This window comes from Oceanispirochaeta crateris (assembly GCF_008329965.1).
Taxonomy (GTDB): domain Bacteria; phylum Spirochaetota; class Spirochaetia; order DSM-2461; family DSM-2461; genus Oceanispirochaeta; species Oceanispirochaeta crateris.
On record NZ_CP036150.1, the window covers coordinates 76,443 to 98,376 of the forward strand.

General features: G+C 47.8%; 18 protein-coding genes. 11 read left to right on the top strand and 7 right to left on the bottom strand.

Features of this window, described 5'->3' with window-relative positions; translation table 11 throughout:
- The first annotated feature begins 50 nt into the window (after positions 1–50).
- On the top strand, positions 51–1,199 hold the full coding sequence (locus tag EXM22_RS00295) for a citrate/2-methylcitrate synthase (protein WP_168203255.1): 1,149 nt from the start codon (positions 51–53) through the stop codon (positions 1,197–1,199).
- Positions 1,200–1,245: 46 nt separating this feature from the next.
- Entirely contained in the window at positions 1,246–1,413 is a 168-nt protein-coding gene (locus EXM22_RS00300) for a rubredoxin (protein ID WP_149484589.1), read from the top strand.
- 28 nt (positions 1,414–1,441) lie between these two features.
- Here EXM22_RS00300 and speB read toward each other — a convergent pair whose 3' ends face one another.
- Genes speB through speA form a run of 4 tightly spaced genes read right to left on the bottom strand, consistent with a single transcriptional unit; the run spans position 1,442 to position 6,576 of the window.
- A complete protein-coding gene (gene speB, locus EXM22_RS00305) occupies positions 1,442–2,332 on the bottom strand; it encodes an agmatinase (protein ID WP_149484590.1) in 891 nt (296 codons plus the stop codon).
- Positions 2,332–3,489, bottom strand: a complete 1,158-nt coding sequence (gene nspC / locus EXM22_RS00310; protein WP_149484591.1) for a carboxynorspermidine decarboxylase — start codon at positions 3,487–3,489, stop codon at positions 2,332–2,334. The genes speB and nspC overlap by 1 nt, the downstream gene beginning before the upstream one ends.
- Positions 3,468–4,652 carry a saccharopine dehydrogenase family protein gene (locus tag EXM22_RS00315; RefSeq protein ID WP_149484592.1) on the bottom strand — a complete coding sequence of 395 codons (1,185 nt, stop codon included), beginning with the start codon at positions 4,650–4,652 and terminating at the stop codon, positions 3,468–3,470. Before EXM22_RS00315 ends, nspC begins: the two co-directional genes overlap by 22 nt.
- 4 nt (positions 4,653–4,656) lie before the next feature.
- Positions 4,657–6,576, bottom strand: a complete 1,920-nt coding sequence (gene speA, locus EXM22_RS00320) for a biosynthetic arginine decarboxylase (protein WP_149484593.1) — start codon at positions 6,574–6,576, stop codon at positions 4,657–4,659.
- Positions 6,577–7,310: 734 nt separating this feature from the next.
- Here speA and EXM22_RS00325 point away from each other — a divergent pair.
- Positions 7,311–8,672, top strand: a complete 1,362-nt coding sequence (locus tag EXM22_RS00325; RefSeq protein ID WP_246157133.1) for a DEAD/DEAH box helicase — start codon at positions 7,311–7,313, stop codon at positions 8,670–8,672.
- A gap of 85 nt (positions 8,673–8,757) precedes the next feature.
- Here EXM22_RS00325 and EXM22_RS00330 read toward each other — a convergent pair whose 3' ends face one another.
- Positions 8,758–11,916 (bottom strand): efflux RND transporter permease subunit, encoded by a 3,159-nt coding sequence (locus EXM22_RS00330; RefSeq protein WP_149484594.1) that lies wholly within the window; start codon positions 11,914–11,916, stop codon positions 8,758–8,760.
- A complete protein-coding gene (locus EXM22_RS00335) occupies positions 11,913–12,920 on the bottom strand; it encodes an efflux RND transporter periplasmic adaptor subunit (RefSeq protein WP_149484595.1) in 1,008 nt (335 codons plus the stop codon). The genes EXM22_RS00330 and EXM22_RS00335 overlap by 4 nt, the downstream gene beginning before the upstream one ends.
- 168 nt (positions 12,921–13,088) lie before the next feature.
- On the opposite strand from EXM22_RS00335, the gene EXM22_RS00340 reads away from it, so the two are divergent.
- The 8 genes from EXM22_RS00340 to EXM22_RS00375 all read left to right on the top strand — a co-directional run bounded on the left by EXM22_RS00340 (position 13,089) and on the right by EXM22_RS00375 (position 21,474).
- Positions 13,089–14,237 carry an MFS transporter gene (locus tag EXM22_RS00340; protein WP_168203256.1) on the top strand — a complete coding sequence of 383 codons (1,149 nt, stop codon included), beginning with the start codon at positions 13,089–13,091 and terminating at the stop codon, positions 14,235–14,237.
- A 50-nt stretch (positions 14,238–14,287) separates the two neighbouring features.
- Positions 14,288–15,127, top strand: coding sequence for a hypothetical protein (locus EXM22_RS00345; protein ID WP_149484597.1), 840 nt, complete (start codon positions 14,288–14,290; stop codon positions 15,125–15,127).
- 56 nt (positions 15,128–15,183) lie between these two features.
- Positions 15,184–15,390 carry a hypothetical protein gene (locus tag EXM22_RS00350; RefSeq protein WP_149484598.1) on the top strand — a complete coding sequence of 69 codons (207 nt, stop codon included), beginning with the start codon at positions 15,184–15,186 and terminating at the stop codon, positions 15,388–15,390.
- A 192-nt stretch (positions 15,391–15,582) separates the two neighbouring features.
- Positions 15,583–16,188: a PAQR family membrane homeostasis protein TrhA gene (gene trhA, locus EXM22_RS00355; RefSeq protein WP_246157047.1), complete on the top strand. Its 606-nt coding sequence runs from the start codon at positions 15,583–15,585 to the stop codon at positions 16,186–16,188.
- Between the two features lie 12 nt (positions 16,189–16,200).
- Positions 16,201–16,929, top strand: a complete 729-nt coding sequence (locus EXM22_RS00360) for an SDR family NAD(P)-dependent oxidoreductase (protein WP_149484600.1) — start codon at positions 16,201–16,203, stop codon at positions 16,927–16,929.
- A gap of 123 nt (positions 16,930–17,052) precedes the next feature.
- A complete protein-coding gene (locus tag EXM22_RS00365) occupies positions 17,053–17,478 on the top strand; it encodes a 4Fe-4S binding protein (RefSeq protein WP_149484601.1) in 426 nt (141 codons plus the stop codon).
- Entirely contained in the window at positions 17,465–19,807 is a 2,343-nt protein-coding gene (locus tag EXM22_RS00370) for an aldehyde ferredoxin oxidoreductase family protein (protein WP_168203257.1), read from the top strand. Before EXM22_RS00365 ends, EXM22_RS00370 begins: the two co-directional genes overlap by 14 nt.
- Complete coding sequence (locus EXM22_RS00375) at positions 19,804–21,474, top strand: iron-containing alcohol dehydrogenase (RefSeq protein WP_149484603.1); 1,671 nt, start codon at positions 19,804–19,806, stop codon at positions 21,472–21,474. The genes EXM22_RS00370 and EXM22_RS00375 overlap by 4 nt, the downstream gene beginning before the upstream one ends.
- On the opposite strand, the gene EXM22_RS00380 is transcribed toward EXM22_RS00375, so the two are convergent.
- Entirely contained in the window at positions 21,457–21,888 is a 432-nt protein-coding gene (locus tag EXM22_RS00380) for a hypothetical protein (RefSeq protein WP_149484604.1), read from the bottom strand. The genes EXM22_RS00375 and EXM22_RS00380 overlap by 18 nt on opposite strands.
- Between the last annotated feature and the right edge of the window lie 46 nt (positions 21,889–21,934).

Below are 21,934 nucleotides of genomic sequence, written 5' to 3' on the forward strand. Positions count from 1 at the left end.
CAGAGGTTTTTCCTGAAAACGGGAAAACAATGACACAAGCCATAAGGAGTATGATGATGTCAGAAGAGATGATTCACAAGGGTCTGGAAGGTGTTTTGGTGACTAAAACCAGTATTTGTAAGGTCAATGGTGAAGAAGGCAAGTTGTATTATTACGGCTATCCTATCGATGTTCTGGAAAAGTATTCCAGCTTTGAAGAAACATCCTATCTTCTTCTTTACAGCCACCTGCCCAATAAGGAGGAACTGGCAGATTTTACGACCAAGATGAGATTGGCCCGTCAAATTAGCAATCCCATCTTGGAAATGATTAAGACTTTCCCCCGGGATTCTCATCCCATGGAATTGCTTCAGTCATCCATTAATTTTCTCAGTGGGTATGTGGATCATAAAATTGAACATTCAGCCTATTGTAACTGCCGGCAGACACTGCATCAGATTGCCCAGTTGCCCACAATCATAGCGGCGTTTTACAGGATCAAAAATGGTCTGGAATATGTCCCTCCACGGGATGACCTGAATCATGGTGCCAATTTTCTGTACATGCTCCGGGGAGTTGTTCCGGATAAAGAGGAGGGGGATATCATGGACAAATGCCTCATCCTCCATGCAGAACATGGACTCAATGCCTCCACGTTTACGGCAAGAGTGGTCGCTTCTTCTCTGTCCACCTGTTATTGCAGTATCTCGGCGGCTATTGGTTCCCTCTACGGCTCCCTTCACGGTGGAGCCAATGAGAAGGTTGTGAATATGCTCAAGGAGATCGATTCTGTTCAGGATGTGAGACCATTCCTGGAGGAAGCAGCCCGGACAAAGAGGAAAATCATGGGCATGGGTCACCGAGTCTACAAGGCTATGGATCCCCGGGCTGTCCTGATGGAAGGGTACCTGAAGACCCTATCAACGAAAAAAGGTAATTCTGTGAACTACAATCTCCTCAAAGAAATTCAAAAGGTGTTCAGAGAAATGATGGATGAAAAGGATAAGGCCATCTATCCCAACGTCGATTTCTTTTCTGGGGCCGTGTATGAACTCTTGGGTATACCACCAACCCTGTTTACCCCAATTTTTGCCATGGCCAGGGCACCGGGTTGGCTGTCTCATATTCTGGAACAAAGACAGGATAATAGAATCTTCAGGCCTAAGGCCCTATTTGACGGTCCCTTGGACCGGGAATATCTTCCCCTGGAAGCCCGTTGAACCTTAGGAATCCTGAGTCTGTGCAATTGATAAAAAGGAGTTTGCAATGATATGGGTCTGTAATGCCTGCGGCTATATATATGATCCTTCAGAGGGAGATCCCGATCAAGATATTCCCGAAGGCGTTCCCTTTGAAGAGCTTCCAGATGACTGGGTCTGCCCCGTCTGTGGAGCCCCTAAAACCGAGTTTTCACCAGAATCATCGGAGTCATAAGCCCCGAGGATTCCTCATGGAGAGTTCTCTATTCTTTTGACTTGATTTCCTGCCGGGCGATGATGCCCATCACCTGGTAAACCAGCCTTGCCGTTGTGAATTCGCTAATAAGAGAGCCTTTTAGAGGAGCCAGTTCCACCACGTCAAATCCGATGATTTTGTGCTTCCGGGCAATGGATTCAATCAGGTTCAGGGTCTGGTACCACCCCAGTCCTCCCGGTTCAGGGGTTCCTGTTCCGGGAATGATAGAAGGGTCGAGTCCATCCACATCAATTGTCAGATAGATCTCTTCGGGAAAGTCTTCGGGCAGGTTGAGCTCATTCACGGGAGTGCCAGAACAGAGTTCAAGCGCATCTTTGCCGGGGATTTTCCGGTCTTCTCTCAGTTGTATCTCTTCGGGAGACAGACTTCGAATACCCAATTGATAAATGGGAAAGTCCAGATCCAGAGCCCGCTTCATAACACAGGCATGGCTAAAGGGACTGCCTTGATAGCTGTTCCTCAGGTCTGCGTGAGCATCAATCTGGACAATTCCGGGAATCTTTGTCCTGTAATGGCGGCTCAAAGCCATGAAGACTCCCGTGCTGACCGTGTGTTCCCCACCGAGAACCACGGGAATTCTGCCCTGAAGGAGAATCTTCTCCGTGGCTACGGCAATCCGTCCCAGTACTTTTTGGATGGGTCCCCGGCAGTTTACAGGCGGGAGAGTCTTCAGGCCCGACTCTCCCGGACAGCTCATGCCGTCAAATACCTCTAGATTCTCACTGGCCTTCAGTATGGCCGAAGGTCCCATACGGGTCCCCACGCCATAGCTTACTGACCGTTCGAGAGGAACCGGAAGTATTTGAAACAGAGCGCTGTCGTCACCATTTGGGTATTCGGAAATCAGAAAGGGAGGATACTTTTTAACCCAATTCATCAGCCTAACCGTCCTTTAAAATCGTCATATCCAAAACGCCTGATCACCCTGGTCTGTCGGGTTTCCGGATTATACAGGGCAATGGAAGGGAGGGGGACGCCGTTGAAGGTCGTCGTCTTCACCATTGTATAATGGGACATATCGTCAAATACCAGGCGGTCCCCCGGAAGGAGGGCCTTTTCGAAGGAGTAGATGCCAGCACTGTCTCCGGCCAGACAGCTCCGTCCTCCCAGTGAGGCATCCCAGGCCTTTTCTCCCGGGTTTCCTGCTCCCCATATTTCGGGACGGTAGGGCATTTCAATCACATCAGGCATATGGCAGGATACGGAGGCATCCATAATCACGGCGGGTATTTCGTTTTTTACAACATCAAGTACGGTTGTCACGAGAACCCCCGTGTGGATGGCAATGGCTTCCCCGGGTTCCAGGATGACTTCCACCCCGTATTTCTGGCGGAAATCCCGGATGATACGGATGAGTCCTTCTCTGTCATATCCGGGTTTGCTAATGTGATGGCCTCCACCGAAGTTGACCCATTTCATCTGTTTGATCCAGGGACCAAACTGGTCTTCAATGGCTTTGAGGGTCCTTTTCAGGGGGGCTAGATCCTGTTCACAGAGGTTGTGAAAGTGAAATCCAGAGATACCTTCCAGATCTTCTGGTCTGAATTCATCCTTTATAATGCCCAGACGACTACCCGGGGAAGAGGGATCATACAGTGGGACTTCGGCCTCACTCTGTCTCGGATTCAGTCTCAGGCCGAAGGATGTTTTATCCCTCAGTGGCAAACAGATTTCCTTGTATTTGTTCCATTGATGAAAGGAATTGAAGATCACATGATCTGAGAGGCCTAAAACTTCATGAAGGTCCCCATCTGTGTATCCAGGTGAATAGGTATGCACCTGACCTCCAAATTCTTCACGTCCCAGCCGAGCCTCATGAGGACCACTGGCACAGATGCCCGGGAGGTATTCTTTTATCAGAGGAAAAAGGGGCCAGCAGGCAAAGGCTTTCAGCGCCAGTAAGACGGTGCAGCCCGCTCTGTCCTGTACTTCTTTTAAGAGGCTGAGGTTCCGGCGCAGAGCCCCTTCATCGATGACAAAGCAGGGAGTTGGAAGATCTGCGGGGTTAAATCCTATAAATTGATTTTGGTCCATGGAAGTCCATATCTATTGAGGTCGTTCATAAATGGGTCGGGATTCATCTGTTCAATATTGAACACTCCCGGACGCATCCATTCTCCTGTCATCATCATCTTGGCACCAATCATGGCGGGTACTCCCGTTGTGTAGCTGATGGCCTGACTCTGAACTTCTTTGTAACACTCCTGATGGTCACAGATATTGTAGATGTAGATTTTCTTTTCCTTCCCTTTATGGACTCCCTTGATAATGTTGCCTATGCAGGTCTTTCCCTGTGTGAGGGGCCCGAGGCTGGAAGGTTCCGGGAGGACCGCCTTGAGGAACTGCAGGGGGACAATTTCTTTGCCCTTGTATAGGATCGGTTCTATCCCTGTCATCCCCACATTTTGAAGAACTTCCAAATGGTTCAGGTAATTTTTTGAAAAACTCATCCAGAACTGGGCTTTTTTGAGTGTGGGGAAGTTTTTGGTCAGCGATTCCAGCTCTTCATGATACATGCGGTAAATATTATACGTCCCTACTGATTCAGGACAATCATAACTCCTGGATACGGACATGGGAGGGGTTTCTTTGAAGCTTCCCTCTTCCCAATGACGGCAGGGAGCCGTTACTTCCCGGATATTGATCTCAGGGTTGAAATTGGTAGCAAAGGGCTGTCCATGATCTCCTCCGTTCACATCAATGATATCCAGTTCATGAATCTCATCAAACTCATGTTTGGCTGCATAGGCCGTATACACATTGGTAACACCGGGATCGAAACCGCTCCCAAGGAGGGCCATGAGGCCAGCCTTTTTGAACCGGGCCTTGTAGTCCCACTGCCACTTGTATTCAAATTTGGCCGTCTCCCTAGGTTCATAATTGGCCGTATCCAGATAGTGGGTTCCCGTGGCAAGGCAGGCATCCATGATGGTCAGATCCTGGTAGGGCAGGGCTACATTTATAACCATGAAAGGTTTTTCTTTTTCAAGAAACCGTATCAGTTCCGGGACATTCTCAGCGTCTACAGAGGCCGTTCTCACAGCTCTCTTTATTTGAGACGCAATGGCCTTGCATTTAGACTCTGTGCGGCTAGCCAGGACTATCTCTTCAAATATATCTGACAGCTGGGCACATTTATGAGCCACAACACCACCCACGCCGCCGGCTCCAATTATGATGACTTTACCTTTTTTCATTCCTTTACCTCTCAAAGTATGTGTAGCCTCTCAGGCTCTCTTCATAGCTGTCCACGATGCGACGGCGGTCCTTTGCTGTTATTTTCCCTGTGCGGACGGCTTCTTCAGCCTTCTGACGGAAAAGTTCCTGCAGTTGTCTGGGATCGTATTCCACATAGGAGAGTACATCGGCAATGGAATCTCCTTCCAGTTCTCTTACAATATCAAATTCTCCCTCCTCCTTGATCCTTATGGAGACAACATTCGTATCTCCCAGCAGATTATGAAGATCTCCCAGGGTTTCCTGATAGGCCCCCACAAGGAAAGCTCCCATGAAATATTCTTCATTTTGCAGGAGTTCATGTACAGAAAGGGTCTTTTTTTCATCATGTATATCGGTGAACCTGTCAATTTTACCGTCACAGTCACAGGTTATATCCGCCAAAATACACTCCCTGGAGGGTTTTTCATTGAGCCGGTGAATGGGCATGATAGGGAATATCTGATCGATGGCCCAGGCATCGGGGAGGGACTGAAAAACACTGAAGTTCCCATAGTATATGTCGGAAAGAGCATTGTCCAAACCTTCCAAATCGGGTGGAATCCTCTTTATTTTCTTCATCAGGAGTGATACATCCTTCAGGATTTTCAGAAAGATAGATTCTGCTAGACTGAGGTCTCTCAGGTTGATCTGTCCATGACGGAAGAGCTGACGAATTTCATCTCTGTAATACACCGCGTCATTGCAGCTTTCCTGAATATTGCGAATTTTCATGACATTTCTGACATCAAATAGATTCTGTATCAGCTCATGTGAATCCTCAGGCAAGGTCTCCGGAAGAGCATGGGTATCGAAGCGGGTCGTATCGAGGATGTTAAAAAGAAGAATGGAATAGTAGGCTACCACGGATCGCCCCGATTCTGTTGTCAGTACAGGATGGGGAATCTTGTGTTCATCCAGGGTCGCCATAACCACTTCAATGATGTCTGCGGTATATTCATCCAGGGTATAGTTGCGGCTGTGAACATAATTGGTTTGTGACCCGTCGTAGTCGACAGCTAGACCACCGCCAAGATCAAGATGTTCCAGAGGAGCTCCTTCCCTGTAGATGTCCGTATAGTAGCGGCAGGCTTCGGTGATGGCCCTTCGGATGTCCCTGATATTGGGTATCTGGCTACCCAGATGGTAATGAACAAGTTTCAGGCAGTCCAGCATCTCCTGTTTTTTGAGTTCATCGATCACTTCGATGATCTGGGTCGTGTTCAGGCCGAAAATGCTTCTGTCTCCGCCGGACTCTGTCCAATGACCTCCCGCCTGGCTGGATAGCTTCAAACGAACACCCAAAAGAGGTTTAACATCCAGTGCTTTGGACCGTTTGATGATCAGATCCAGTTCTCCGGGCATTTCTATGACAAAAAAGCATTGATATCCCATTTTAATGGCATTCAGTCCCAAATCAATGAATTCTTCATCTTTGTATCCATTGCAGATCAAAAGGGTCTCTGTGTTTTTTATCATTCCCAGGGCGGAAATGAGTTCGGCTTTACTGCCGGCTTCCAGTCCGTGATTATAGCGTTCACCAAAACGGGTCACTTCTTCAATGACCTGCTGTTGCTGGTTCACCTTGATGGGGAATACTCCTTTGTAACTGCCCTGATAAGCGAATTTCTTGATATTGCTTCTAAAGCTCTCGTTCAACCGGGTTATCTGACTATCCAGGAGATTTTCAATCCTCAAAAGAACAGGCATTGTCATACCCCGGTCCTCTATTCCTTTGATGACATCCATCAGGTTTACTGAGACTGTTTTACCATTGACAGGTGCAGAAATTGTCACCTCTCCCGTATCTGATATATGGAAATACCCATTTCCCCAGTCTTTGATGCCATAGAGTTCTGCACTCTTTTCTACAGACCATCTGTTGAGAATATCTTCATTTTTCATTCTTAAAATAACCTCCTCAAAAGGAAAATACCGAATCCTTTAAAAAGGAAGTATTCCTTGCGGGTAAGGATAATACCTCTTGGTATATCCAGTACAAATCTAATTCCTGTTGTATACACGGTATCATGAAAATCTGAAAGTCTCTTCCTCTCTTTTTTTAGATATTTTTTGAATAATAAAGACTATTATTTATAAATCGGTATTCAATATAGAAAAATGGATTTTAGAACCTGGATTCTGCTCTTTCAGGGATCTAATAGGACTCTTTTCGTTTCAGCTTCGAACGGGACAAGTTCCAGACTTTTTGTAATGAGTTTCGGTGTGAGCCGTGACATCCATTCCCGGGAGGCTTATGAAGCCAAATAAAACGACTGCGAGAGGAATTTCTCTAGAAATTAGGCTCTCTTTAACTATACATTTCCTGATTCTAATGGTACTTTTCTTTTCAATTGTACTTTGATCCGCCTCTAATCGATGTTTTAGATAAAATCAATCTATATATAAAAATGACTGATGATTGCCGGCTTCTTGTGCGGCAAGGAGAAATAAATGAAATTTGAACAACTAGAACTCTCTCCCCAGATCCTCAAGGGTCTTGAGGTAAGGGGGTATACAAAAACAACACCCATCCAGGCACAGGCTATCCCGGCCATCCTTGACGGACGCGACCTCCTGGGGGGGCCCAAACAGGTACGGGAAAAACCGCTGCCTTTGCTCTACCGATTCTACAGCGCCTGTCAAAAACTGAAGCAAGCGATTCCGGAGAGCCGCGGGCTCTGGTTCTGGCTCCTACCAGAGAATTGGCAGAACAGGTGGGAGAGAGCTTCATCAGCTACGGTCAGTTTCTGGAATTGAGGGTCACCACACTCTATGGGGGAGCCAAAATGGGTTCTCAGGAAACAAGTCTGAAGCGGGGGACTGATATCGTCATCGCCACACCGGGACGCCTTAAAGACCATCTGGAGCAAAAAAATATTGACCTCTCGAAAATAGAAATACTCGTTCTGGATGAGGCTGACCGCATGCTGGATATGGGGTTTATCAATGATATTAAATCCATTATCGGCGTGATCCCCAAGACCACACAAAATTTGTTATTCTCGGCCACATACGGCAATGATATTGAACAGCTTGCCAAGGTCTTACTTAAAAATCCCGTGTCGGTAGAGGTCAGTAAAAGGAATACTGCTGCCGCCGAAGTCTCTCAAATACTCCATTTTGTAGACAAGAAAGACCGCTTTGATCTTCTGGCCCATCTCATTACAGAAGGGCAGTGGTACCAGGTCCTTGTTTTTGTTAAAACGAAACACAGCGCCGACAGGGTCGCCTCTCAGCTGAATAAAGTTGGCATTCCCTCAGAAGCCATTCATGGAGATAAACGCCAGGGAGCCCGATCCAGAGCCTTGAAGAATTTTATCAAGGGAGACCTACAGGCGCTTGTTGCCACTGATGTGGCTGCCAGGGGAATTGATTTGAAAGATCTCAGCCATGTGGTAAATTTTGAATTGCCACAGATTCCCGAAGACTACATCCACCGTATCGGACGGACCGGACGGGCCGGAAAGAAGGGGGTCGCCATCTCTTTGGTCTCTTTTTCAGAAAAGAATCAGCTCCTGAAGATTGAAAAAATTCTGAAGGCCAAGATTCCTCAGGTCGTTGTCAAGGGGTTTGAACCCAAGCATGATATCAATAAGGTCTTGAAAAAGAACCGAGACAGCTCTCTTCCCGCGTCTCAGTCAAAGGATTCGGGAGAACGGCGCTTTAAGAAGTCCAGCAAGGAAAAACCTGCTTCCAGGTTTTCAAAAACAGGGGAAAAGAAAGCCTCGGGAAAGCGGACAGTCCGGAATGAGAACTCCAGAAAACCGGAATCCCGCCGAGGCAAAGCGGCTGACACCAGGCCATCCGCCTCTGCGCCCAACAAGGCAGGTGATCCTAGGAAGTGGGACTCCAGAAAAGGCCGGGGAGCCGAAGGTCGATCATCCAGCACCCGTGCCCGGGGGGAAGACAGAAGAGGCGCTTCGGGAAGGTCCGAAAAACCCGCTTTGGGCGGAAGAAAACGGAAATCCTCATCCAGAACCAAACGTACCCGTCTATAATCCCGTCTTTAAGTCAGCAGACACTATCAATAACAATGATCACAGACCGGGAGTCTAAACTCCCGGTCAGATAATTAAATGAAGATTATCCTTGAACTTCGATGTCTACTTTCTTTCTCATTCGCCGGGGCATCTTTACCTTTCGGTGGCTGTTCAGAAGGCTGTACATTACGGGAGTTACAAAGAGGGTTATCAGGGTGCTCACCGCCAGGCCCCCCACAATGGTTTGACCTAAGGGGCGGATGAATTCTGTTCCCTCTCCTGGGAAGAATCCCATGGGAACCATACCCAGGATGGTGGTGAGGCTAGTCATCAAGATTGGTCTGAGACGGCTTTGACCCGCATTTAGAACGGCTTCTGTCACATCGGCTCCTCTGTGACGGAGAAGATTCGTGTAGTCCACCAGCACAATGCCGTTATTCACGACAATTCCGGCCAGGACGACAATCCCTACTGCAGAGATGATGCTGAAGGCTTCTCCTGTAATCTTGTATACCAGAACGACTCCGATGAGTAGTAGCGGAATTGAGAAGAATATGATTAGCGGGTCTACAAGAGATTCAAAGAGGCTGGCCATTACGGCAAAAACCATGATGACTGCCACAATGATGATCACCATAAGGGGAGAACTGAAACGTTCGATCTCTTTGGCCTCGCCTCCGTAGGATATTCTAACTCCTTCAGGAACTATATAGGCCGTTTCCAGAAGATTCTCGATGAGAGGCTGGATGGCGGTGACAGCCACACCCTCCGCCAGTCCTGCCGTAACATGGAGTACTCTCGTTTCATTTTCACGGTTGATACTCTTGGGGCCGATAGTCTCCACAAGACGGGCTACATTTGTTAGAGATATCCGCTGACCTGAAGCACCTCGGATATATTGTGACTCCAGATCGCTCAGGGAGCTTCTGTTTTCAGAATTCAATTGCACCAGAACATCCATCTCTGTTCCGTTTTTCCAAAAGGTTGTAGGAGTCTGCCCATCCACAAGGTTCTTGATTGTAGAGGCTACCGTGCTGCTGTCCAAGCCCAGAGCGGATGCTCTGTCCGTATCGATGAGTATCCGGTATTCCGGTCCCCCGTCTTCCATGGATGAGATAGGATCTTCTACCTGAGGGAGATTCTCCTTGAGAAGGTCCCTGATCTCCAGAGCTGTCTTGCTGGCAAGATCCAGGTCGTTTGAATATATCTCAATATCCACGGCAGAACTGGTCCGCATCCAGCGTCCGGCCGAGAAGGCAAAAGTGGCTTCTGGAAATTGGTTTAGATAGGGTCTTATCTTATTCTGAATATCACTGGGTGTATCTATCTGATGACCCACTGGAGGCAGGGTTATTTCGATTGAACCCGTGTAGCTATTGCTTCCACCGCCCCCTGATGATCCTATATTGAGGATGAGGTTTTCATACCCTTCAACCTCATCTTCCACGATCTGTCTCATCTCTTGAATGAACAATTCAGTCCGTTCCAGTGAGGTCCCCACGGGCATAGTTAGACTGATTCTGACGCTGTCATCCGTTCGGGGACGGGGCTGTAGATTCATTCCCAGAGTTCCGAAAAGCTGGAAGGAAATCACCATGATGACCAGTACAAGGGTCAATATGAGGGCTTTATTGCCCAGGGCAAAAACGAGGGCTCTGCGGTATCCCTTCTCTATCGCCACAAGGAACTTTTCGAGTTTGTTGTCCAGGAGAATCAGGACTCTGTTTTTAAGTGGTTTCTGTACTCTCGAATCGAGTTTGAGGTAATGACTGCTCAAGGCTGGAACCAGGGTGAGGGCCGTAACAAGTGAAATGATCAATGAGAGAACAACTGTAAAAATCATGTCTTCAAACATCTGTCCCATCATCTCCAGGTTATCCTTCCAAATGATCAGAGGGATGAATACGCAGAGGGTCGTCATGGTGGAGGCGACGATGGCTGTGACCATTTCTCGGGAGCCCAGAATCGCGGACGGTTCCAATTTGGCTCCCCTCTCACGGTAATGATAAATGTTTTCCAGAATGACTATGGAGTTATCCACAATCATACCCAGTCCAAGGATGAGTCCTGTGAGGCTGATCATGTTTAGAGTGAGATCAAAAAAATACATCCCCATCATCGTAATCAGTAGGGCGATCGGAATAGACAGACCAATTATGAGAGTACTCTTGATATTTCTGAGAAAGAAGAAAAGGACAAGCATAGCCAGTATAGCCCCCTGCAGGGCAGCCTTATAAACCTGGCCAAGAGTATTGCGGATCATAGTGGTATTATCATAGAGAATAGAGAGCGATATACCTTCTGGAAGCTCTTGGTTGATCTCTGGTAGAGCATTGATTATGGTATCTGCAACCTGAACAACATTACTGCCTGACTCATTCTGAATCGACAGTGATATGGAGGGGCTACCGTTTACATAGACGATGGAGCTGACATCTTGATTGGCCTCGTAGACATCGGCAATGTCTTCGAGACGGACAACCCTGGAACGGTTTATTGAACTTGTGGTTTCATCTGAGTTCAGTGTGGCAATGACTGTACGTCTTATATCCTCAAGGACCTTGAATTTTTCATCAACCCGGAGGGTGTATTCCAACCCGTCCTTGCTGACAGATCCTGCACCGGATTGAATGTTCCGGGCAGATAGAGCCGAAGACAGTTGTGATAGTGTCAGGTTATAAGCCTCTAGACGGCTCTGGGAAACATCTACTTTGATGATCTTGGTGTTTCCACCCCGTACATCCGCCGAGGAAACGCCTTCCAGACGCTCTAAAAGGGGCTGAACCGTATCCTCTGCCAGAGTTTTCAGCTTATCTGGCGTTTCTTCTCCCTGAACGATGAGGGTCATAATCGCCCGGTTGGCAAGGTTGAATTTGAAGATGGCCGGTGATCCGGCATCATCGGGAAGAGACCGTGACACTCGTTCAAGGGAGTCTCTTACATCGTTTGTAGCATCATCCAGGTCCGTGCTGTAATCAAATTCCATGGAGATCCGGCTGTTGCCTTCGCTCGATGTTGAGTTCAGACTAATGAGCCCTGTGACATTAGATAGTTGCTTTTCCAGCAGCCGGGTGACGCTTTCTTCCACTTCCAGGGGGCCCGCACCACTGAAACTGGTAGACACGGAGATATAGGGAGGACTCACCGACGGGTAGAGATCCACCGCAAGGTCGGGAACCATAAAGGCCGCCAGACCGGTTAACAGTGCCGTGAGGATCAGAATGGTTACGGGTCTTTTTACAGAGAGTTCTGTTATATTCATAGATTGACCTCAACCTGTCTGACCGGGGTTCCTTCTGTGAGTTTATTCAGTCCCTGGACGATGACTCTGTCTCCTACATTTAGGCCTTTGATAATCTCAATTTGCTCATCCGAGATCAGACCCATTTCGACGATCCGGCGTTGTGCCAGGTCATTTTCATCCATGACATACACCATGGATTCTCCGTAGTAGGACAGAACGGCTTGAGCCGGTACGGCGATCGTATCCTTGCTTTCTCTGGTAATGAGTTTCATTGTTGCAAACATCCCCGGACGGATGCGTTTATCTTTTCTGGTGAGTACCAGTTTGACAGACAGGGTTCTGGTGTTCACATCCATCACAGGGTTAATCTCGGATATTCTGGCCTGGAATACTTCATCCGGGAAGGCATCGAAGCTGACATCTGCGGAGAGCCCCTCTTTTAAGGCCGAAATAAAACGTTCGGGTATATAGGTCAGGATGACCAGATCCTCCAGGTCGCCTATGGTCGCGATGGGAGTGGATGTACTTACCTTTGCTCCCACTTGTAATGGAAGGCTAATGACCGTTCCGGAAATGGTGGATCTCACAGCACTGATGCTGTAGTTCTGACCGGGTAAGGAGGGGTCCACCGAGGCGATGAGTTCGCCTTTTTGTATGGTATCTCCCAGGCTGATCATGGACGAGACCAACTTGCCGTTTGTATCGGAATAAATTTCAACGGTTGTCTCTACAGTGACATCGCCATTGACCTTAATATATTGACTTACATCTGTTTTTTGAACCGTATAGGTTTCTACGGCAATGGAGTTTCTGGTGGAGCTTCCTTGCCGAGGGCTCTGTCCATCCCCGCCTGCTGCAGGAGTCTGGGGACGGCTGGAAGAAGTGGCTCCGGGAGGAGCTCCTCGACCGGCTTCCTGATCGTCGGCCTTTAGGTTCAGGCTGATCATGACGGTAATTCCTCCGGCAATTAGCAGTAACAATATAATTTGAATAATTCTGTCAGTGATATTCTTTGCAGTCATTTATGTCCTCTCAATATCTTATTGGAATCCTGAGTAAGCTTATAATTTACTTTGATTATATCGATATTCCGATGGAACGTAAGTCATTAGGGCTATTATGAGTATCGAAATTAGATTATTTTTTTGGGGTGTTTTGACTATTTAAGTGTATTGGTATACACCATGTCTATGAATGCAAAGTTTTTGGGCCACAGTGCCAACGATCTTTTCTGGTTTATCCTTCCCTTAGTTCTGCCTGCCCTTCTTGTCAGATATGAATTGAATTTTTCTCAGGCAGGAGGAATCCTGACGATGTACCTTGCGGTTCTGGCACTGTTTTCTTTTGTGGTAGGTAAACTGTCTGATAGGATTTCCAGAAAAAAAATCCTAGGCTATGGATTTATTTTGGCATCCCTGGGTTTGGCTTCTTCCGGGTTTGCCCCTTCTTTGACCCTTTTTTTAGTGTTCATCTCCATCACTGCCGTCGGGGTCAGTACATTCCATCCTGTCATGTATGCTGTTATTGATGATCACTATCCCAACAACAAGGGACAGGTCATGGGTCTTTATGAAGGATTCGGAACAGGAGCCATTTTACTCATGTTTCTCGTCAATGGTTTTTTATTGAATAAAATCGGAGTGCGGGGAATCCTTGTTCTCACAGCGATACCGGCTATGATTGTTGGTCTTCAATATCTCTTGGGAACATCCATTCCTGAAAAAATAAAGGACCAGGAGCAAAAAGGGGCTAAATCCACCAGGGGCAGTGTCTTCGGATTCTCAATCCTCTTACTCAGCGTCATCTTTCGTGTCTTTAGTGTCACGGCAGTTCTTAATTTTCTTCCCACAATCTTTGTCAGTTTCCTGGGCTACCAAGGCGATCGCGCCTCATATGTTACGGCCTTTTATTTCGCTGGAGGGCTCGCCGGTTCTCTTATCGCCGGCAGAATTTCGGATAAATTCAACTCATTTATCATTCTGATTACAGGAACAATCTTAATCATTCCTTCCCTTCTCTTTTTCTCAATGGAGCTACCAGGTTGGTTTTATTTTGTTCCCGTCAGCCTCTTCGGATGTTTCGCTTCCGCATGTATCATCAATCAGAATCTCCTGATTGGGCGTATGGGGAAATCTTTGGGGAAGGGAGAAGTCTTTGGGATTCTTATGGGCGCCATGACCATTACATCTTCCCTGAGTCCTGCACTCTTTGGGCTTCTAATTGACCATATAGGATATTCTACAGCCCTGATTCTCTTTCTCATACCTTTGATAATCAGCTCTTTTCTCCTCATTTTTTTAAAATCCTTTACTGCGGCAAAGACAGAAGTGGCCCTTTGAATTATAATAGAAAACAGTTGTTTTAGTTTTACATTGAAAGGAGTTCCCATATGAAAAAAATAGTTCTACCATTTCTGCTGATACTGATGTTAATGTTCGGTTCCTGCCTTACTCTTCCTGAGGGAAGTGATTTTTCACTGGGCGATAAATTAGGGGATTCAATAGCTTCTTCTCTGGGATTGAATGATCTGGCAGTGGAAATGCAGGCTCTCCAATTCTATGCTTTGTATTTTTCATATGCATTCTATGGGGGATACAGTTACGAAACAGGTTTTGCAGAGGGACAGGGACTCCGCTGGAGGTATACCACTAAAGGAGATGACGGAAGTCTGAACAGTACCGAATATGAACGGGTCTTTTTGAAGGATCTGGGTGACAACAGTTCCTGGTGGCGTCTGGAGGTTGAGGCTCAAGAAGACACAATGGTATATGAGTATCTTGTGAATGCAGAATCGGAATTTCTTAAGATTCGGTTTAAAGATCCAGAAACAGGTGAAATTGTGGAGTACATCCCCGAAGTAGAGGATGAGATGGCAGAAGATGAAGAGATGACTCTTTCTGATGAAGAGTATCCCGAGGAAGTTGAAGGGGATATTTCTGAGGAAGAGTATGAGAGCTATAATAATTATGAATACATACAGGTCAGCAAAGGCGAAGAAAAAATAACCGTACCCGCTGGAACTTTCAAGGCGGAACATATGGTTTCAGAAGTGAAGGATGACACGGATAAGGAACATCCCATAGACCTTCAATCTGACTGGTGGATTGCCGAAACTGTACCGGGAGGTGTTGTTAAGTACATCTGGAAGGACAATACAAGAGACGATGAAATGAACAGCGTCTTGGTTGATATCCTGGATGGACAAACAACAAGGATGAATTCTTATTAATTTTTGACAGGACTCCTTTGGGAAGAAGGAGGGACACAGTATCTTTGGGAGTTTAAATGGACAGTGGCCGGTGGGTTGTGATCATCTCATTTTTTCTTGGGATAGGGGGACTTCTGATCGGTCTGGGAGTCATCAGCTTCCCCTGGAAAGAGACTATCAGTAAAGAGCATCGGGAGAAAGAACTGAAAAAAGTGGTTAAAACGAGCCTCCTGTTACTCCTTTTGGGAGCGGTACGATTGGTGGCCATGATCTATAATTACTAAAAGAGGGCCTTCTCATTGCTAGAAGGCTCTCTTTTGCAAATTCAGTACATTTTCACTATGCCTGCGATACTGTACAAGCCCAGACGCCTTTCTATAAAATGCACGTATCGGAGGATTCCTATGTCTTTTTTTTCCACTTGGCTTGAGACTCACATTACTCTTCATTCAAATGATTCCCCTCAGGAAGAGCGGATGAACGGTATTACGCATGCCTTGGGAGCCTTGCTCTCCCTGATCGGTCTTGTTGCCTTGCAGCTCCGGATCATCCCATCCGGGAACAGAGCTGCCATAATCGGTACAGCTATATTCGGCATATCCATGATTCTGACCTACACCTCATCCTCTGTTTATCACTTTGTAAAACCATCCAATCTTAAGAGGTTTTTGAGGATTCTTGACCATGTGAATATTTACATTCTCATCGCTGGAACCTATACCCCTTTCTGCCTGGTTCTGCCTCCGGAGAGAGGACTTCCTCTTTTGTATACTGTCTGGTCTATCGTTGTTCTGGGCACAGTCTTCAAACTTGTATTCTGGTCCAAGGTCAAACCGCTTCATACCATCATCTATCTGCTCATGGGCTGGCTGATCGTGTTTTATGTTAAGGATCTTAAACAGGTTCTGCCTTCTCAGGTGGGTGCCTGGATTCTGGGTGGTGGACTGTCCTATACGGTCGGAACCCTGTTTTATGCCGCAAAAAAAATGCCCTATTATCATGCCGTCTGGCACCTGTTTGTTGTGGCGGGAAGTGCTTTTTTTTATGGCGGAGTCTATATTTACGCCATTCCACTGATGTAAAGGGAGTCTATAATGGATAAGCAAGATCTTACAGGAAAAAATATATTGATCACCGGGGCTTCCCGGGGCATCGGGCGTTTCGTCGCGGTCACCCTGGCTTCGGAAGGAGCCTTTGTTCTTCTCACTGGCCGGAACAGTTCCTCTCTGGAGGAGACCGCCTCTATTATCCGGTCTGCAGGAGGGAATGCTCTCTGTTTAACTGCGGATTTTTCAAATCAAGATGCCGTCTTTCAGTTGGCCTCTGAGGTCAAGCGTCACATCTCTATCCTGGATGTGCTGATTAACAATGCTGGTCAGGCCCTGTCTGCTCCGGTGGGAGACACTACTACAGAGGATTGGGACAGGATCATGACGGTCAATGCCAGGAGTCCCTATTTTCTGAGTCAGCAACTGCTCCCTCTGATGACCGGTTCTTCTTTGAAGACCATTGTGAATATTGCATCCGTGGTGTCCACTCAGGGCTATCCTCTCCAGTCTGCCTACAGCGCCAGTAAACATGCTCTCATCGGCTTTAGTAAGTCCATGGCCCGGGAGCTTCAGGATCAGGGGTTCCGTGTTCATGTGATCAGTCCCGGAGGAGTCGCCACCGATATGGTTACTCGTGTCAGACCCGATATAAACCAGGAAGAGTTGATTCAGCCCGACGAGATCGCCCAGTGGATTCTCTTCCTTCTCAACCACCGGGGACAAGGCATGGTCGATCATATTCAGATCAGAAGGGAATCAAAGCTGCCCTGGTAGGGTTTTCAGAGTTGTCGCGTTGGACTGATCAACGGACGGTTGTTTTTTATTTACATTGCGCTTCCGAATTTCCCATATTAGAATAAACAGGTCCTCAGTTTAGTAAAAACACAGGAGGTTCATGTGGCTCACCATATTGTATCCGGTTGTATTGGCTGTGGTGCCTGTAAGAGGATTTGTCCGACTCAGGCAATTTCAGGAGAGATGAAAACCATTCATATTATTGACAGCAAGCTCTGCATTGACTGTGGTTCCTGCGGACGGGTTTGTCCCAAGAATGCGGTGAGAACGGAACAGGGAGACATTGTTTTCAGGCTCAAGAGGGCCGATTGGCTCCAGCCGCAAATCAGCCAAGAGCGCTGCTATGCCTGTGAAAACTGTGTTGTTGCCTGCCCTGTGGGTGCCTTGGCCATGAAGGATGAGACACTGCCTTTAACAGAAAATTATGCGGTTTTGGCTTCTCCAGAAACTTGTATCTCCTGTGGCTGGTGCTTCGATAATTGTCAGTTTGCTGCCATCACCATGGAGGTTCCCCATGCGAGTCATTAAGGGGACATCCAACCGTTACCTGGACATTGATCTAACCACGGAAACCTGGTCTGTTTATACGGTGACCACAGAAGATCTGACATCTTATCTGGGAGGGAAGGGGCTGGCTCTTAAAATCTTTTATGACCGGTTTGCTAAAGAAGAGTTGGCAGGAATCGATCCTTTCGGCCCCGAAAATATAATCATCTTTTCCATGGGAGTCATGCTTTCATCCGGAGCGTCTTGTACGGGGCGTTTTGAAGTGCTGACAAAATCTCCTCAGACCGGTTTAATCGTGGGGTCCTCCTGCGGAGGATACTTCGGAGAGGCCTGCAAAACTGCCGGATGGGACGGTGTCATTATTTCCGGTAGGGCAGAGGGGCCACTTTGTCTGAGGATTGCCAAAGATGGTGTTCAATTCGAACCGGCCCATCATCTGTGGGGTCAGGGGACTCATGAAGTTCAAGAGTCATTGGAGCTGACACCCAAGGAGGGAGCCGCCGTCATCGGTCCCGCCGGTGAAAACCGGGTTCTATATGCCAACATTTGTTCTGGACATCGTTTTGCCGGGCGGGGTGGCATCGGGGCCGTCATGGGAGCCAAGAATCTCAAGGCCATTGTTGCCCGGGGCAAAGAAGTCAAGTATGAGCCGGTTCTTCAGAAACAGTTTTCAGACACAGTCCGCAAAGCCAAAAAATATATATTGCGGAATCAAATGAGTCATAGAATGAGACTCTACGGAACCAATGCCAATACCCGGCCTGGCATTCAGCATGGGTTTTCTCCCGTTCGGAACTTCAGAGACCGTTTTCATCCCGATACAGAACAAATCAGCGGAGAAGCTATGGCGGAAAAATACACAACCCGCCACTCCACCTGCCGTCACTGTTCCATCCTTTGCGGCCATAAGGGACATTATCCCGATGGTGTCTTCAGGCAGATTCCCGAATATGAAACAGCAGGAATGTTCGGCAGTAATATCCATAATTTTGACAGTGATCTTATTGGCCGGTGGAATGAGGTTCTGAATGAACTGGGAATGGATACCATTTCGGCTGGGGGGACCATAGCCTGGGCCATGGAAGCAGGAGAAAAGGGACTCAGAGAGACGGAACTCCAGTTTGGCAGGACCGACAATATCGAGGCGGTATTGCGCCAAATCGCCTCGGGGAAAGGAGCCGAGGCCGAACTGGCCAAGGGGTCTAAAATTCTGAGTGAGCAGTACGGCGGCCAGGAATTTGCCATTCATGTGAAAGGCATTGAGATTGCGGCCTATGATCCCAGAGCCGCCTGGGGGCAGGGGCTGAGCTATGCCGTGCATAACAAAGGCGGTTGTCATTTGGGGTCTTACCTGATTGGACTGGAGCAGCTCATGGGCTATATGCCTCCCCATACAACACTTGGAAAAGCAGACTGGGTTATTTTCATGGAAGACATATACAGTGGGGTCAACTCTCTGCAGCTCTGTCAGTTCACGATTTACGGAATCCTCACCGAACCGGTCATCCCCAAGTATCTTCCTCGATTCCTTTTGAAAATCGCTACCATCACCCTGCCGAAAATAGCCATGTCACTCATGAACTGGAGTCTTCTAAGTCGTTTCTTCTGGTCCATCACCGGCATCAGGATGAATAAGTGGCAATTCCTAAAGGCAGGTGAGCGGATCAATAAACTGGAACGCTGGATGGATGTTCAAATGGGGCTGAAGGCCGCTGATGATACTCTGCCTGCCAGGTTTCTAAAGGAAAAAGAAACGGCCTATACCGGTAAGAATACGGTGGTCCCTATTGAAAAAATGGTGACTCAGTACCATAGAAAACGTGGATATGATTCCACGGGAGGACCCAGTGATGGTGATCTTCAGAAAATTATGGATACTTCCCGCGGGAAAAGCCGCAGCATAACAGTCCGCCCTTCGGGGCGCTTCTTTAAGACATTGTATTGCCGAATCGTTCTGGCAGTACTGGGCTGGTTCATTCCTGCTGTTGCCTGCCGGAAAAAATCGGTTCAAGAAGAGGTCGTCACTTTCCCCGAAGGATTTTCCTTCAGTTTAGGAGTCTGGCCCTGCGGACCCTCTGTAACATTCCGCCGTAGAGGCAGGGGCCTTAAAAAGTCGGGGAAAACAGAAAGGGTGGATATGAGAGTCAGTTTAAAAAGTATAGAAGCTGCCTGGCTTCTCTTTTCCTTTCAGGAAAGTACCTGTCAGAGCGAGGCAAACGGGCGCTTGAGCGTAGAGGGAGAACTGCCCCATACCTGTACGTTTATCCGCTTTATGGATAAGGTCGAAATTCTCCTTTTGCCCCGTTTTATCGCCGAAAAAGCCGTTAAGAAGTGGGTGCCAGTCAAATGAATAAAACAGATGAAAAATATTTTAAACCGGCGGGAACCATCCTGTATGGCAGGGGTATGATCGCACAGCTTGCCTCCGAATTGGCTCTTCTGAACGTTGCCTGTCCCACTGTTCTCACAGAAGTGTCTCTCATGAAGAAGGCCCTCCGGGCCGCCCGTCAATTGGCTCCCGGTTTTGTTCAGTCTCTGGAGCTGACCTCGGCGTCTCCCAGTGAAAAATCCGATTTTCTGATCCTCGCAGGCGGGAGGGATTTGGTCATGAAATATGCCTCAGATCCCCGTTCCAAGGCAATCATTCCCTTAAGTCCCTCTCATTTAGCCGAAATGGACAGTGCTGTTACCGATTATGGAGTTGATTTTCTGGTCATAGACCACCTTTTTATTCGCGAAGGGTCAGTGGTCGATAATTTTTTCAGAACCTACGCCTCGGCTGTTACATCTGGAGTAGCCCGCATGCCAGGTCCCTTGAATCTGCCTCGGGCCTTCTCCTACAGCTGCCGTACCAGGCTCTACAGCGGTCATGAATCCCTGGAAAATCTTCCCCGTATCCTCCGGGATAGAGGAGTGTTCCGGCCGCTGATTCTCACAGATAAGGGGATCGTTGCTGCCGGTCTTTTGAACATGGTCATCGAGGTTCTGGGTTCCATCGAATATGAGTTGTTCGATGACATTCCCGCCGATTCCAGTTCCCGTGTGGTCAATGATATCTCTTCCTTGCATACCCGGCAGAACAGAGATGGCCTTATTGCATTGGGGGGAGGGTCGGTTTTAGATACGGGGAAGGGGGTGTACCTGAATGTGTCCCTGGGAGCAGACGACTTGAGTGAATGGGCCGGATCCGGCCGGATTCCCCGTTTAGAGACTCCGTTTTTTACCATACCAACCACTTCCGGGACAGGTTCGGAAGTAACAAAAGTGGCTGTCATAGCCGATGATGTGCTGGAGCGGAAAATCCTCTATGTTTCTACCAATCTGCAGCCGGATTTCGCCATTCTGGATAGCCGGCTCACGACCTCCTTACCTTCTTTTCTGACATCCATTACTGGTATGGATGCCCTGTCCCATGCGGTGGAAGCCTTTACCTGTCTTGGGAAAAATCCTCTGAGTGATCAAATGGCCTGGACCGCCATTGAGTTGATCCGGGATCATCTTATCCCCGGGGTGGATGATCCTCAGAATCGGGAACACAGGCTGCAGCTGGCCATTGCATCATCCTTGGCAGGGCAGGCCTTTTCCAACTCCATGGTGGGGATGGTTCATTCCATTGGCCACTCCGTGGGGGCTTTGTGTCATGTTCCCCACGGAAGCTGTATGTCTATCCTGTTGCCCTATGCTCTGGAATATAATTTTACGCCTATAGAACCACTTCTCTCGGATCTCCTGGGAGCATTGGCAGATCCTGATATCCTCGAAAATACAGCGGCGGAGGATAGGGCGGAGATGACGATTCAGATTATCAGAACCATGAATCATATCCTCCGGGAAAAAACAGGAGGTCGTCATCCGGAACGATTCAGTCATCTCCTGAACAGGGAGGGAGTCCCCCTTGTTTCAAAAGAGCAGTTCCCTCGGATTGCTCTGACCACCATGGGGGATGCATCCATCGTTTATAATCCGGTCGATCTGGGATATGAAGAGATTCTGAAGGTCTTAGAGGAGAGTTACTGAGTCGTCCTTTTTGATGATTCCAGATTCCTGAACAGTCATAAAACGAGCCGTTTTTGTCAGGGAACAGGATGATTTGCTCTTGACAATTTCGCAGTCCGGCCAGCATTTTTTACCGCAGGAGGCTACCCTTAAAAGGGCATGGCCGACACGAATTTTTGCATCTTTTTTCAAGTCTTCAAGATTTAATCCCTCTATCTGCAGGGTCTCATTAAAGCGGCTGAAGCAGAGGCCGTTTCGGCTGTCGCCATCCACTTCAATTCTGTCTTCTCTGCGAAGGAGGCAAACCTGTCTAGGGCCTGGACCCGAATTGACATCCCCTTCCAGACCAAAATCGGCCTTGAAAAAACCTTCTTGAATTTCTTCTCTTTGTTCCTGTTTGCTTTTTTTTATATAGATACCGGATACGGTTGCCATGGGAGGCCTCCTGATGTGTTATAGATTTAGATTCCCGTGAAAATTA

Coding starts and splice junctions, on each gene's coding strand:
- EXM22_RS00300 (WP_149484589.1), top strand. CDS start 1,246: ATGATATGGGTCTGTAATGCCTGCGGCTATATATATGATCCTTCAGAG.
- EXM22_RS00370 (WP_168203257.1), top strand. CDS start 17,465: ATGCGAGTCATTAAGGGGACATCCAACCGTTACCTGGACATTGATCTA.
- EXM22_RS00340 (WP_168203256.1), top strand. CDS start 13,089: ATGAATGCAAAGTTTTTGGGCCACAGTGCCAACGATCTTTTCTGGTTT.
- trhA (WP_246157047.1), top strand. CDS start 15,583: ATGAACGGTATTACGCATGCCTTGGGAGCCTTGCTCTCCCTGATCGGT.
- EXM22_RS00380 (WP_149484604.1), bottom strand. CDS start 21,888: ATGGCAACCGTATCCGGTATCTATATAAAAAAAAGCAAACAGGAACAA.
- EXM22_RS00360 (WP_149484600.1), top strand. CDS start 16,201: ATGGATAAGCAAGATCTTACAGGAAAAAATATATTGATCACCGGGGCT.
- EXM22_RS00350 (WP_149484598.1), top strand. CDS start 15,184: ATGGACAGTGGCCGGTGGGTTGTGATCATCTCATTTTTTCTTGGGATA.
- EXM22_RS00375 (WP_149484603.1), top strand. CDS start 19,804: ATGAATAAAACAGATGAAAAATATTTTAAACCGGCGGGAACCATCCTG.
- EXM22_RS00330 (WP_149484594.1), bottom strand. CDS start 11,916: ATGAATATAACAGAACTCTCTGTAAAAAGACCCGTAACCATTCTGATC.
- EXM22_RS00315 (WP_149484592.1), bottom strand. CDS start 4,652: ATGAAAAAAGGTAAAGTCATCATAATTGGAGCCGGCGGCGTGGGTGGT.
- speA (WP_149484593.1), bottom strand. CDS start 6,576: ATGAAAAATGAAGATATTCTCAACAGATGGTCTGTAGAAAAGAGTGCA.
- EXM22_RS00345 (WP_149484597.1), top strand. CDS start 14,288: ATGAAAAAAATAGTTCTACCATTTCTGCTGATACTGATGTTAATGTTC.
- speB (WP_149484590.1), bottom strand. CDS start 2,332: ATGAATTGGGTTAAAAAGTATCCTCCCTTTCTGATTTCCGAATACCCA.
- EXM22_RS00335 (WP_149484595.1), bottom strand. CDS start 12,920: ATGACTGCAAAGAATATCACTGACAGAATTATTCAAATTATATTGTTA.
- nspC (WP_149484591.1), bottom strand. CDS start 3,489: ATGGACCAAAATCAATTTATAGGATTTAACCCCGCAGATCTTCCAACT.
- EXM22_RS00295 (WP_168203255.1), top strand. CDS start 51: ATGATGATGTCAGAAGAGATGATTCACAAGGGTCTGGAAGGTGTTTTG.